Source organism: Rossellomorea sp. LJF3, assembly GCF_037046045.1.
Lineage (GTDB): Bacteria > Bacillota > Bacilli > Bacillales > Bacillaceae_B > Rossellomorea.
Genome location: NZ_JBANLY010000003.1, coordinates 1 through 13,162, shown reverse-complemented (window position 1 = coordinate 13,162; position 13,162 = coordinate 1). Strand labels below are relative to the sequence as shown.

At 42.2% G+C, this 13,162-nt stretch carries 9 protein-coding genes; 8 read left to right on the top strand and 1 reads right to left on the bottom strand.

All coding sequences use genetic code 11. The annotated features are described in order from the left end of the window. The first annotated feature begins 54 nt into the window (after positions 1-54). Positions 55-2,676: a DNA mismatch repair protein MutS gene (mutS, locus tag V8G47_RS04005; RefSeq protein WP_336198978.1), complete on the top strand. Its 2,622-nt coding sequence runs from the start codon at positions 55-57 to the stop codon at positions 2,674-2,676. Positions 2,677-2,688: 12 nt separating this feature from the next. Beyond that, the gene (mutL, locus tag V8G47_RS04000; protein ID WP_336198977.1) at positions 2,689-4,557 is read left to right on the top strand and encodes a DNA mismatch repair endonuclease MutL; all 1,869 of its coding nucleotides are present in this window, start codon (positions 2,689-2,691) and stop codon (positions 4,555-4,557) included. Between the two features lie 41 nt (positions 4,558-4,598). Here mutL and V8G47_RS03995 read toward each other — a convergent pair whose 3' ends face one another. Further along, positions 4,599-5,045: a DUF4385 domain-containing protein gene (locus V8G47_RS03995; RefSeq protein WP_336198976.1), complete on the bottom strand. Its 447-nt coding sequence runs from the start codon at positions 5,043-5,045 to the stop codon at positions 4,599-4,601. 190 nt (positions 5,046-5,235) lie between these two features. On the opposite strand from V8G47_RS03995, the gene V8G47_RS03990 reads away from it, so the two are divergent. The 6 genes from V8G47_RS03990 (at position 5,236) to hfq (ending at position 13,019) form a co-directional block, all read left to right on the top strand. Continuing rightward, positions 5,236-6,273: a methyltransferase domain-containing protein gene (locus tag V8G47_RS03990; RefSeq protein ID WP_336198975.1), complete on the top strand. Its 1,038-nt coding sequence runs from the start codon at positions 5,236-5,238 to the stop codon at positions 6,271-6,273. A gap of 154 nt (positions 6,274-6,427) precedes the next feature. Next, positions 6,428-7,846, top strand: coding sequence for an FAD-binding oxidoreductase (locus tag V8G47_RS03985; RefSeq protein WP_336199163.1), 1,419 nt, complete (start codon positions 6,428-6,430; stop codon positions 7,844-7,846). Further along, positions 7,843-8,403, top strand: a complete 561-nt coding sequence (locus V8G47_RS03980; protein WP_336198974.1) for an MFS transporter — start codon at positions 7,843-7,845, stop codon at positions 8,401-8,403. The genes V8G47_RS03985 and V8G47_RS03980 overlap by 4 nt, the downstream gene beginning before the upstream one ends. A 125-nt stretch (positions 8,404-8,528) precedes the next feature. Next, a complete protein-coding gene (locus tag V8G47_RS03975) occupies positions 8,529-10,910 on the top strand; it encodes a penicillin acylase family protein (protein ID WP_442970795.1) in 2,382 nt (793 codons plus the stop codon). An 888-nt stretch (positions 10,911-11,798) separates the two neighbouring features. Next, positions 11,799-12,758, top strand: a complete 960-nt coding sequence (miaA, locus tag V8G47_RS03970; RefSeq protein ID WP_442970794.1) for a tRNA (adenosine(37)-N6)-dimethylallyltransferase MiaA — start codon at positions 11,799-11,801, stop codon at positions 12,756-12,758. Positions 12,759-12,785: 27 nt separating this feature from the next. Continuing rightward, complete coding sequence (hfq, locus tag V8G47_RS03965; protein WP_079534150.1) at positions 12,786-13,019, top strand: RNA chaperone Hfq; 234 nt, start codon at positions 12,786-12,788, stop codon at positions 13,017-13,019. Positions 13,020-13,162 lie beyond the last annotated feature (143 nt).

Here is a 13,162-nt window from a genome sequence, read left to right as displayed (position 1 = left end):
ATATAATGAATAGTCGAGAATAGCAGATTTACTTGGAAAGGTTTGAATGAAACCATGACACAATATACTCCAATGATAAAACAATACTTACAAGTAAAGGCAGAATACCAGGATGCCTTTTTATTTTTTCGTTTAGGCGATTTTTATGAAATGTTCTTTGATGATGCTGTTAAAGCATCGCAGGAACTTGAGATAACCTTAACAAGCCGTGATGGGGGTGGAAAGGAACGAATCCCCATGTGCGGTGTACCCTATCATTCTGCTCCTAATTACATAGAGCAGCTCATCGATAAAGGATTTAAAGTAGCGATATGCGAGCAGACCGAAGATCCAAAGCAAGCCAAGGGGGTCGTGAGAAGGGAAGTCGTCCAGCTCATTACACCCGGTACGGTGATGGATGGGAAAGGTCTGAATGACAAAGAAAATAACTATATTGCTTCCGTAACCGCTTTTGATGATGATACGTATGGCCTTGCCTATAGTGACCTTACAACCGGTGAAACCAAGGTGACGGTCGTTTCAGAAGGACTGCAGGCGTTGATGAATGAATTAGCCACCATTGGGGCGAAAGAAGTGGTCATCCATCCTGATCTTTCTGATGAAATTCAGGGGAGAATCAAAGAAAGAACCGATGTTACGTTATCGTATGAGCAGGACTCGAATCCTGGACACGCTTTCTCTCATCTGGTGGAACCACTGAAGCAAGGGAAACTCATTCAAGCTTCTTCTCTCCTGTTCCATTATTTATTCCGAACACAGAAAAGGAGTTTGGATCACCTGCAAATCGTGGAGACGTATCAGATCCACCAATTTATGAAAATGGATTATTATTCGAAGCGTAATCTGGAGCTGACAGAAACCATCCGTTCCAAAGGAAAGAAAGGATCACTTCTTTGGCTGCTGGATGAAACGATGACAGCGATGGGTGCACGACTTTTGAAGCAATGGATCGATCGTCCCCTCATAAATAAACAGGAAATCGAAAAACGTCAGACAGTGGTGGATGTGTTATTGGAACGCTTCTTTGAAAGGCAGGATCTGAGAGAGAGACTGAAAGAAGTGTATGACCTCGAGAGACTGGCTGGCCGCGTTGCTTTCGGAAATGTAAACGGACGTGATTTGATTCAGTTGAAAAAATCCCTGCAACAGGTCCCCGTGTTAAAGCAATTGATCCAATCGCTGGAGAATGATGCAACCGATGAGCTTGTCGCCAGGCTCGACCCTTGTGAAGAGTTGACGGATCTTCTCGAAAAGGCATTGATCGAAAATCCTCCATTGTCTATAAAAGAAGGAAGTTTGATTCAGGATGGGTATCATGAAGAACTGGATCAATATCGTGATGCAAGCAAAAATGGTAAATCGTGGATCGCGAAGCTTGAACGCGACGAAAGGGAAAGGACTGGAATAAGGTCACTTAAAGTAGGATTCAACAGGGTATTTGGTTATTACATCGAAGTAACGAGAGCGAATCTGCAGCACTTGGAAGAAGGGCGCTATGAACGGAAGCAGACTTTAACCAATGCGGAGCGGTTCATCACCCCGGAATTGAAAGAGAAAGAATCCCTGATCCTTCAGGCTGATGAAAAGAGTGTGGATTTAGAATATGAATTGTTCATTGGGATACGTGAAAGGGTAAAGGAATTCATCCCGCGCCTGCAAAAACTGGCGAAACTTGTCAGTGAACTGGACGTTCTACAGTGCTTCGCTACAGTCAGCGAGAAACGCCATTACACCCGCCCTGTCTTCAATGACGAAAGAAGGATCATGTTGAAAGATGGACGGCATCCCGTGGTGGAAAAGGTGATGGGTGCCCAGGAGTATGTTCCGAATGACTGCTATATGGATCCGGAAAGAGAAGTCTTTCTCATCACCGGACCAAATATGTCGGGTAAAAGCACCTATATGAGACAGGTGGCGCTAACGAGCATCCTGGCCCAGATCGGGTGTTATGTACCTGCAAGCGAGGCAAACCTTCCTGTATTTGATCAGGTATTCACCCGCATTGGAGCAGCGGATGATTTGATCTCCGGTCAGAGTACATTCATGGTAGAAATGCTTGAGGCGAAAAATGCCCTCATTCACGCGACTCAACAAAGTCTGATTCTGTTCGATGAAATTGGACGGGGCACCTCCACTTATGACGGGATGGCACTGGCACAAGCAATCATTGAATACATCCATGAACATATCGGGGCTAAAACCTTATTCTCCACTCACTACCATGAATTAACCGTTCTTGAGGAAGAGTTGGCCAAAGTGAAAAATGTTCATGTAAGTGCGATGGAGCAAAATGGCAAACTTGTTTTTCTTCATAAAATCAAAGAGGGTGCGGCAGACAAAAGTTATGGAATACATGTTGCAGAACTCGCTGAACTGCCACAAGTCCTCATTCAGAGAGCGAATGAAATTCTTCTTGAGCTCGAACGGAAGGAAGAACCTTCATCTTCCCATGAAGTAGCCGCTTCAAGAGAGTCGTTTGTTGAAAAGCGGGAAACACGTGGAGAAGATTTGGCCCAGCTATCCTTTTTTGACGCTGAAAAATCGGAAAAGAAAGAAAAGCTGAATTCCAAAGAAAAGAAATGCATAGAGGAATTAAAAAAATTGGATATCCTTGAAATGACGCCATTGGATGCTATGAATACGCTATACGGGATCCAAAAAAAGTTAAAGCAATAAGGAGGTGGAACTGTGGTGAAAATATTTCAGCTTGATGATTCCCTTTCTAATAAAATCGCAGCAGGGGAAGTGGTGGAACGACCGGCTTCTGTGGTGAAGGAACTCCTTGAAAATAGCATCGATGCCGGTGGGACCGTCATTGAAATCCATATCGAGGAAGCAGGTTTACAATCCATACGCATCATCGATAATGGTGACGGAATTGAGAAGGAAGATGTCCAAACAGCCTTTAAGCGGCATGCAACGAGTAAGATCAAAGACGAAAATGACCTATTCCGGATCCGGACGTTGGGATTCAGGGGAGAAGCCCTTCCAAGTATCGCTTCCGTTTCTTATTTTACATTAAATACGAGTACTGGCGAAGGTCCGGGTACAAGTATTGAACTCCAAGGTGGAAAAGTACATTCGATCGAAAGCACGTCGTCCAGAAAAGGAACCGATATCACAGTTTCACAACTATTCTTCAATACACCTGCACGGTTAAAATACATGAAAACCATTCATACGGAGCTTGGGAACATAACGGATGTAGTGAACCGGATCGCCCTTGCCCATCCTTTTATCTCGATCAAACTTCTCCATAACGGCAAATCGCTTTTGCACACCAATGGTAATGGGGATGTCCGGCAGGTCCTTGCCGCGATATACGGAGTCGGGATAGCGAAGAAAATGGTACCAATCGAAGTAGAGTCCCTTGATTTTAAAGTAAAAGGATTCATTTCCCTTCCTGAGGTCACGCGGGCATCAAGGAATTACATTTCGACGATGATCAACGGGAGATTCATAAAGAATTATGCACTGGCGAAAGCGATCGGGGAAGGATATCACACACTCCTCCCCATCGGACGACATCCCATCGTGCTCCTTAGTATCGAGATGGACCCGATTCTGGTGGATGTGAATGTGCATCCGTCCAAAATGGAGGTCCGCATCAGTAAGGAAGCAGAGCTCAATGCGTTGGTGACGGAAGGGATCAAGAGGGTGTTTAAAGGAAAGGAACTGATTCCATCAGGATCCCTCTCACCTAAACTGGCTCAGCCGAAGTCGGAGCAGACATACATGAATCTCGATCACGCCGCTAAGCGACAAGAAGGTAGATATGGTAACAGTGACTCCGTCCGTGAGCCTTTGCTGCCTAAAGAAGAAATGGTGAAGCTGTACGAGCCGCAACCACCTGGCATTGATACGGATGCCACAAGTATCGTTTCTAATGAAGAACCTTTTCAACGGTACCCTATCGAGGAAGAAGAAGCCCGGGAACAACCTATACAAGAAAGCGACGAGGAAAAGGAAACACCCAGGGTTCCCACTCTTTATCTTGTCGGGCAAATGCATGGCACGTATATTTTCGCCCAAAATGAACGTGGTCTTTATATCATCGATCAGCATGCAGCTCAGGAACGGATAAAGTATGAGTTTTATAGAGAGAAAGTGGGGCAGGTCGCGAAAGAGCTTCAGGAACTCCTCGTTCCCCTTACACTTGAATTCTCCACGGATGAGTATATTAAGATCAATGAATCTCGTTCTCTCCTTGAAGAAGTAGGGGTTTTCCTTGAGGATTTCGGATACAACAGTTTCATCGTACGTGCCCATCCACAGTGGTTTCCTAAAGGGGAAGAGCAGCAAACCATCGAAGACATGATTGAGCAGATCATCAAAATGAACAAGGTCGATATTAAAAAGCTCAGGGAAGAAGCAGCCATCATGATGAGTTGCAAAGGATCTATCAAAGCAAATCATCATTTGAGGAATGAGGATATGCAGGCGCTGCTGGATGAATTAAGGAGAACCAGCGATCCATTCACCTGTCCTCACGGTCGACCGATTATCATTCATTATTCCACCTATGAAATGGAAAAAATGTTTAAACGGATTATGTAATGGAATGAATGGGGATGAGCCTTTATAAGGTTCATCCCCATTCATCCATATTTGTTCTGATGTTCTTTTTTCCTTTTCAGATAGTCCTCATCTTCTCTCGCCAATTTCCATTTCCCTTCAAAAATGGCAGCTGATTCAGCTTTCTGTTCATCTATCTTTCGATCATTGGTATCCCCATTCTTATCATACTTTTTTCCCCCAGGGTAATTGGCGTACCTTCTAGCCCTCGTATAGCCCATCTGAAGGAATTTCCTTCCCATATCCATTCCCACAAAATCATTATCCTCCTTATATTGAAGAAACATGCGGTAAATGGTATTTGAGGACTCTTCTGCAATTTCCGGTGTTTTAAAACGCCACTCGGGAAGGATTTCACTTTTATAGGGCTCTACAAGTAAAACGCCTTGTTCCCCGCGGCCTACTCGGTATTTTTCAGGAAATTTACGAAAATCTATGGAATCAAAATCAAGATCATAATCAAAAGACATGACTCTCACCTCCTAACTACCTTTTACCCACAATCTCCATAGGGATAAACGAAGAGAAGTTCACGAGAGAGATTTCCGATAATAACATTATGGTAACTAGGTGTATTTCATATTAAAAGAGGATTTTCACTTCTTTTCTTTAATGTATATAGAAAGGATGTAAGCGCTTTTTTGATGAGGGGGGATGAGCATGATTGAAGTTGAAACGTCTTTACACAATGAATCCGTTCAGGAAGAAACATATTTAACAGCATCATATCGAGTGGATAAACGGCAGTTTTCTGAAAAAGAATATAATAAATTTGTAAGGTTGAAGGGGGTCAGGGATTGGTCCACGTTAACTTGGAAGGACGTTGGTCGGCCTTATGAGGTGAGGTCCTTTGCTAAAGAAAAAAAGGATTGGGAAAAAGAAAACGGAAAATCACTACCCGTCCATACGTCTTGGGAAATGTTTAATCGCTCTTTCCACGAATGGTTTGTGAAAGACGTACCTGCAGAAACGAAGGAAAGCAGAAGTCGCATCGTCAGGAATGCTTTGAAATTGAATGTAAAAAAATCCACGGAAGCATTAGGGGATCATCTTAGGCTGCATCTCTGGAATTATGTGCACAGAATTCAGGATGGTGTGTGGGATCCCAGGGGGAAGAGAGCCTTATTCAGCGGACTTGACGTCGTTAAGCCGAAAATATTATTTTTAGGGGCAGCTGAAGGATATGAAGCCATGCAGCTCTCAGCCCTTTATCCCGGCAGTGAAATCGTGATGGTCGACTATGATTCGTTTTGTCGTGATACCCGGTATCAGGAATTTCCGGATACGTACCCGTTCCTCGGACCAAATCCCTCCACAGGTGGATTCAAAACGTATTATAAGGGTGACTTTAAGACAACATACATCGTCGCGGATATCAGGGACTTATCGTTCGGAAAGGAGTTTGACATCGTTTTGAGTGTTGGACTATTAGAACATTTTCCCGATGATTATAAGCCGGAAGTGATAGAGTGGCATCGGAAATTCTTGAAGCCGAATGGATACATGGTCCTGACTACACCAAGGGCTCAACTTAAATCCAAAGTCTACTACGAAGTGATGGCGGATGTGATGAACCACACGTACAGGGAACTGATGACCGTCGAACAAATGGGTCTATATTTATATGAAAATGGGGCGGATATTTTACAGCACGGTTATATCAAAGTTCATAATGGAATCATTGCGAAAGCAAGGTGAGGGATGAAAAGCTTTTGATTAAGTCAATCAAAGGCTTTTTATTTTTGGAAAATATATATTGAATAATCGTTCTTTTGGTGTAAAATTACACTAAAAGAGTAAAGGGAGTGTTGATAAATTGATTGCACTTGTGAAGGGTAAGCTCAGGGGATGGATGTTTGTTGCCCCTATTGTATTATCATATATACTGATATTCCAATGGGAATTGAATGAAAGAGACTCAAAAAACATCATTACGGATGTAAGCCGATTAATGCCAACAAAAATTGATAAAATTGTTAAAGGTAGTCAAGAAAAAGGTATAGTAGACGCGCTTTCTAAAGCAAGAGAAGAAAATCTCAGAGTATCGATTGCGGGTAAGAGACACAGTCAAGGAGGGCACACATATTACCCAGATGGGATGGTCATAGATATGACAAGTTTCAACGAAGTGCTTAATGTGGATCCATCTGGTAAAACTGTTCATATGCAGAGTGGAGCAACTTGGGATGATATACAAAAAGCGATAAATCCTTATGGACTTTCAGTGAAAGTGATGCAATCGCAAAATATATTCACAATAGGCGGATCATTATCCGTAAATGCTCATGGAAGGGATATAAGAAATGGTTCGTTAATTGAAACGGTGAATTGGTTCCGTCTTTTAAAGCCTGATGGTGAGATCATCACCGTTTCAAGAAATGAAAATGAAGAGCTTTTTCCGTTAGTCATAGGGGGATATGGGTTGTTCGGTGTAATCTTGGACGTGGAGCTACAACTCACATCTGATGAGCTTTTGACATTGGAAACCGAGGAGTTGACCGTTGAAGACTATGAAGATTATTTTAATCAAACCGTTTTAAAAGATGAAAATGTAAGAATGCATTTAACTCGATTGTCAACTGCTCCGGATACATTTCTACAAGATATGTATGTGACTAATTACAGGGTTAGTGACGATCAGGAGAAGTATATTGATTATAATACTCTGAAAAAAGATGAATTTACTGGTTTAACAAAATTCTCGCTCGGACTTTCTAGAGATTTTGATTGGGGGAAAAACCTCTTTTGGGATATGCAGAAATCATTCTTTGTGAAAAGCGATGGTAATTTGGAAACCCGAAATAATGTGATGCGTTCAGAATCAAAGTTTTTAGAATACAAAGGTGAAAACGACACAGATATTTTACAAGAATATTTTGTTCCAGTTGATGAGTATGAAGAATATATCGATGATTTACGAGAGTACTTGGCTGATGAGGACATTAATCTTATGAACATCACAGTGAGGTATGTGAATCAGAGTGAAGAAGCAGTTTTATCTTATGCAAAAGAAGATATGTTTGCTCTAGTCCTATTAATTAATCAGGGATTGGGGGAAGAGGAAAGAAAGCAGACCGGAGAGACCATTCGCGGTATGGTTGACATCACCATTGAACATCGGGGAAGCTATTATCTTCCTTATTACCAATATCCCACAGACGAACAACTACACCAAGCTTACCCAAAAGCGGAGCAATTCTTCCAAAATAAGCGGCAGTTTGATCCTGATGAAAGGTTTGTGAATATATTTTATGAGGTGTATGGAAAATGAGATGGTTAATTGTTTCTCAAAGTTTTGCAATGGTAGCTGCGAGTGTGTCTTTCCCATTTTATTTACTTTTTATTGAAAATATCGGAAGTGACTTTTCGAGTTTTGGATTTGCTTATGGATTGTTTACGTTAAGCGGAGCCATCTTCCATCGCTTTATTGGAAGGCTGTCGGACTTAATTGGGGGTCAGATCCTTCTCATCTTTTACAGTATAGGAATGAGCTTCCTCTTTCTGCTCATCCCCTCTACAGGTTCAATTCAAGAAGTATATATGATTCAGGTATTACTTGGAATGTTGGGCGCATTGCAAAAGACGTCAGAGAAAGTGGTGATCAGTGACATGACCGAGCATGCTTCTAGAGGGAAGAGCATTGGACAATATCATTTTTGGACAGCTCTATTTTCAAGTATTGCTGTGATGGGTACAGGGTTCATCTTGGAATATTTCACAATCCATTTTCTATTCTATGCTTGTTCCCTATTCTTTTTGATTAGTGGACTCGTCATTATCATATGTGGGTCTAAATCGAAACGATCTGTTCCCATGTCGGTTGACTAGATGCATGACAGTACCTTCATGATAAAATTCTCCTTCATAAGAGAAGGATTTACTCTCTTAAAGGGCTAATTATAGAGTTAGGTTTATTTTCTGAAAATTCTATGTATAACTCAGGGGGAAATGGAATGAATGGAGGAATTGAGCTTCGAAAGCAGAGAAAAAATATACATCTAAAAATAACGCTGTGGACCGCAGGAAGTATATTATTTATCCTCCTCGGGCTATTGATCTTTGCAAATTATTATATTGACAGGTCGCTTCCCGTGACATCCGGCACCATTACACTGAAGGGATTATCGAATGAAGTTAAAATCATTAGAGATGAAGATGGCGTGCCTCATATTCAGGCTCAAAATGAAAAAGATCTTTATATGGCACAAGGATATGTTCAAGCGCAGGATCGTTTGTTCCAAATGGATCTAAGCCGGCGCCAGGCATCGGGAAGATTGAGTGAAGTTGTTGGGGAGAAGGCGGTGGATAGGGACAAGTTCTTCCGTACATTTGGTTTAAGGAGGGCAGCGGAGGTATCCTTCACCGCCTATCCGGATGAAGCAAAGCAGCTTCTGGAGTGGTATGCAGAGGGAGTCAATGCCTATATGGAAGAAGCGATAGACGGGGGAAGTCTTCCTATTGAATTCACTCTATTAGGTTATAAACCTGAGAAATGGACACCGATTGATTCTTTGACCATCGGGAAATACATGGCTTTCGACTTGGGGGGACATTGGCAGGGCCAGGCCTTCAGGTATTGGGCATTGGATAATCTATCGAAGGAGAAGGCTTATGACCTGTTTCCGACTTATCCGAAAGATGCGCCTACCATTCTCTCATATATAGGAGAACCACAGATTGATTTCAAGCAATCATTTGCTGCAGCAGTCATACCGCCGGAATTTAACGGAAGCAATAACTGGGTTCTCAGCGGAGATAAGACCAAAAGCGGAAAGCCTTTACTGGCAGACGATCCACATTTATCACTGGGGACACCTTCCATATGGTATCAAATGCAGCTCGAATCACCTGAAGTCAATGTAAGTGGAGTGATCTTTGCCGGAATTCCCGGAATTATCCTGGGTCATAATGAACAGATTGCATGGGGGGTCACCAACACGGGTCCAGATGTACAGGACTTGTATATTGAAAAGCGCAGCGAGGAAGATCCAGATCTGTTTTTGTATGACGGGAAATGGGAAAAGGCAACCATTGTACAAGAACCGATTAAAGTCAAAGATAGTGAGACCATACCTTATAAGGTCACTATTACGAGACATGGGCCGGTGATTTCAGAGTTTGCTCATCAAGATGAGGCAAAAGAAGTGATGGCCATGAGATGGACCGCATTGGATCCGAGTCTTGAGCTCTCCGCCATCATCAATATCAACAAAGCGAAGAATTGGGATGAATTCGAAGAAGCCCTGGAGGACTTTCATGTTCCTACACAGAATTTCGTATTTGCTTCTAAAGATGGCACGATTGCATACAAGGCAAATGGAAAGATTCCTATCAGGAAGAAAGGGGATGGATTATTGCCTGTTCCGGGATGGGATCCTGATTATGATTGGCAGGGATTCATTCCTTTTGACGAACTTCCGAAAGTGATCAATCCTGAATCAGGCTTTGTGGCAACTGCGAATAATAAAGTAGTGGGTGAAGATTATCCTTACCATATCAGTCATCACTGGGCACAACCGTATCGATATATGAGAATTTCTGAATACTTAGAAGGAAAGAATGAACTTACGATTTCTGATATGAAAGCATTGCAAATGGATCAGAAGAATTTGCACGCACGTGAATTTGTACCTATCATTACGGAGGATTTGGAGACCGGGTCATTGACCGATGAGCAAACAAAAGCCATTGAGATCCTGAAATCATGGAACTATCTTGATAATAAAAACTTAGCGGCCCCCCTGATTTTTCATCAGTGGATGAACGAAATATCAACAGGGCTATTTGAAAAGGACGTACCAGACGATATGATGAAGCTCTTTGAAGGGCGTCAAAGTGTTGTCGATGAACTCATCCGAAAAGCTCATAATGGAGAGGAGTCTGAGTGGTTTGCAGATCAAGAAGGATACGATTCATTCTTGGCGAAATCCCTTATAAGTGCACTGAGTGAGCTTGAGGAAGCATATGGATCTTCCATGGATGAATGGGAGTGGGGGATGTATCATAGAGTGTATTTTGAGCATCCATTATCAAGTGCTTCACCAATCTTAAAAAAGTTCTTGAATGCCAGAGAGCCTGTACCCGTGGGAGGAAGCAGGGTAACAGTGGAGGCTGCAAGTTATAATGAAGAAGGTATCGTGAATCACGGTGCTTCATGGAGGTTCGCGATCGATACTTCCGACATGGAGAACGGCTATCATATCGTCGGCCCGGGACAGGCGGGTCATTACAAGAGTGAATGGTATCAAGATCAAATTGACGCCTGGGTAAATGGAGATTATCATAAAACCTCACTTGCAGGCTCGAAAGGAGATCAATTGATACTAAAACCATAACAAGTCTAAGAGGTTGAGACAAAAGAGTTTTGTTAAAAGAAAATCCGAACGATCATTCGAAATCGTTCGGATTTATCATTTAGCTGTATACGTAAATACAGGTGGTTTTGGATGTAGTGAGTAGTGGTTGATTTCCGCTCCAGTTGCTCGCTTTCCGCGGGGCTGGCGGTGAGCCTCCTCGGGCTAAAGCCCTGCGGGGTCTCACCTGTCCAGCGTTTCCCGCAGGAGTCGAGCAACTTCCGCTCCAATCAACTTTCCAAGCGTAAGTGTTTCACTGCAACATTGAAGAGACCCATTGCATAAACCAATATAAAGTTCCAATGATGAATTACCGTTACTTATATAAATACTTTTACTTACCTGATGTAAATGACTCATTTTGCTCCGAATGATCAAAACATCCGAGAGCTATAAAGTCTTTGTATGAATAACAACCATTTTGAAACGGGACTTTTAAAATTTTTGCTAAAGTTTATACACTGTAGAGAGCAGGATCTAGCTTTTGATTGGAGTGCAAGACGAAGACTCCTACGGGAAAAGCGGAATAGGTAAGACCCCGCAGGAGCGAAAGCTGTGAGGAGGCTTGCCTTCCGCCCGAGGAAAGCGAAGTCTTGCATGGAAATCAAAAGCGGTGTAACAAGGGATCCTACCTGATTTTTTTTGTTCGTCTTTAGAGAAGATGGATTAGATATGTCCCAGTCTCTTATCTTCCTCGGTACAATCAGAACGTTTTGTTATGGTAAGAAAAGGGTACATTCACTTCATGGCAAATTGTTTTTTGAATAAGACCGGGGGAAATGGAAATACTGACAAGATGTGATTTCAAACCTTCTATTATTATGGTACGATAATATGTAAAGAAACAGTTACATAGAAAGCAGTGAACGTATGACAAGAATGAATAAAGAGAAAGTGATTGTCCTTATTGGTCCGACTGCTGTAGGGAAAACCAGTACAAGCATAACCCTTGCAAAACGATTTGATGGAGAAGTCATTAGTGGGGACTCCATGCAAATATATAAGGGGATGGACATCGGAACTGCAAAAATCAGGAAAGAAGAGATGGAAGGCGTACCCCACCACTTGATCGATATAAAAAAACCTGAAGACTCTTTTTCAGTGGCGGAGTTTCAAAATCTTGTAAGAAAGAAAATATCCGACATTCATGCACGGGGGAAAACACCTTTGATTGTGGGTGGTACGGGCCTTTACATTCAGTCAGTCCTATATGATTATCAATTCACAGAAACACCCGGCGATGAACATTATCGTGCAAAGTTAGAAGCAGAGCTTGAAAAGCATGGAGCTGATCGGCTTCATCATAAGCTGGTTAAGGTGGACCCGGTTTCAGCCGGGAACATTCATCCTAATAATACGAGGCGTGTGATCCGTGCATTGGAGATTTTCCATTGTACCGGTAAGACGATGAGTGAGTATCAAAGCTCCCAAACTGACGAGCTTCAGTATGATGTGGCGTTAATTGGTTTAACCATGGATCGGGAAAAACTGTATGAGAGAATCAATCTTCGGGTAGACCTGATGATACAAGAAGGACTTTTGGAAGAAGTGAGAGCGTTATATGATGGTGGCCTGAGAAACGTTCAATCTGTACAGGCGATAGGATATAAAGAACTTTATGACTATTTCGAAGGTACCATCAGTCTGGAAACGGCCATAGAGAACCTTAAGCAAAACTCCAGAAGGTACGCCAAGCGTCAGCTTACCTGGTTCCGAAATAAAATGGATGTTGCCTGGTACGATATGACAGAAGAAAGTTTGCACAGCAAAAATATTGAGGACATTTCAGAATTTATTGCAGGAAAGCTTCAATTAAAGTCGAATAAGTAATGTAGAGATAGAAGAGGAGGACTAACCATGAAACAATCCATTAATATCCAAGATCAATTCCTAAATCAATTGCGAAAAGACGGTTCACTCGTAACGGTATTCCTTTTAAATGGCTTCCAGATTCGCGGTCAGGTAAAGGGGTTTGATAATTTTACCGTCCTTTTTGAAACAGAAGGTAAACAGCAACTGGTATATAAACATGCCATTTCAACATTCGCCCCGCAGCGAAATGTTCAAATAAATTTTGAAGAGCAAAATTAATGTTCATGTGAAAGCTGCCTTTGTGGCAGCTTTCAGCTTGTAGACAAAGTCTAAGAATTAGACCAAGTCTACAAGCTTTTTTTGTATAATAGAAAGGAATAAAGCTTTTGTGGGGGATAAAAATGTTATCAAAACACACTAAA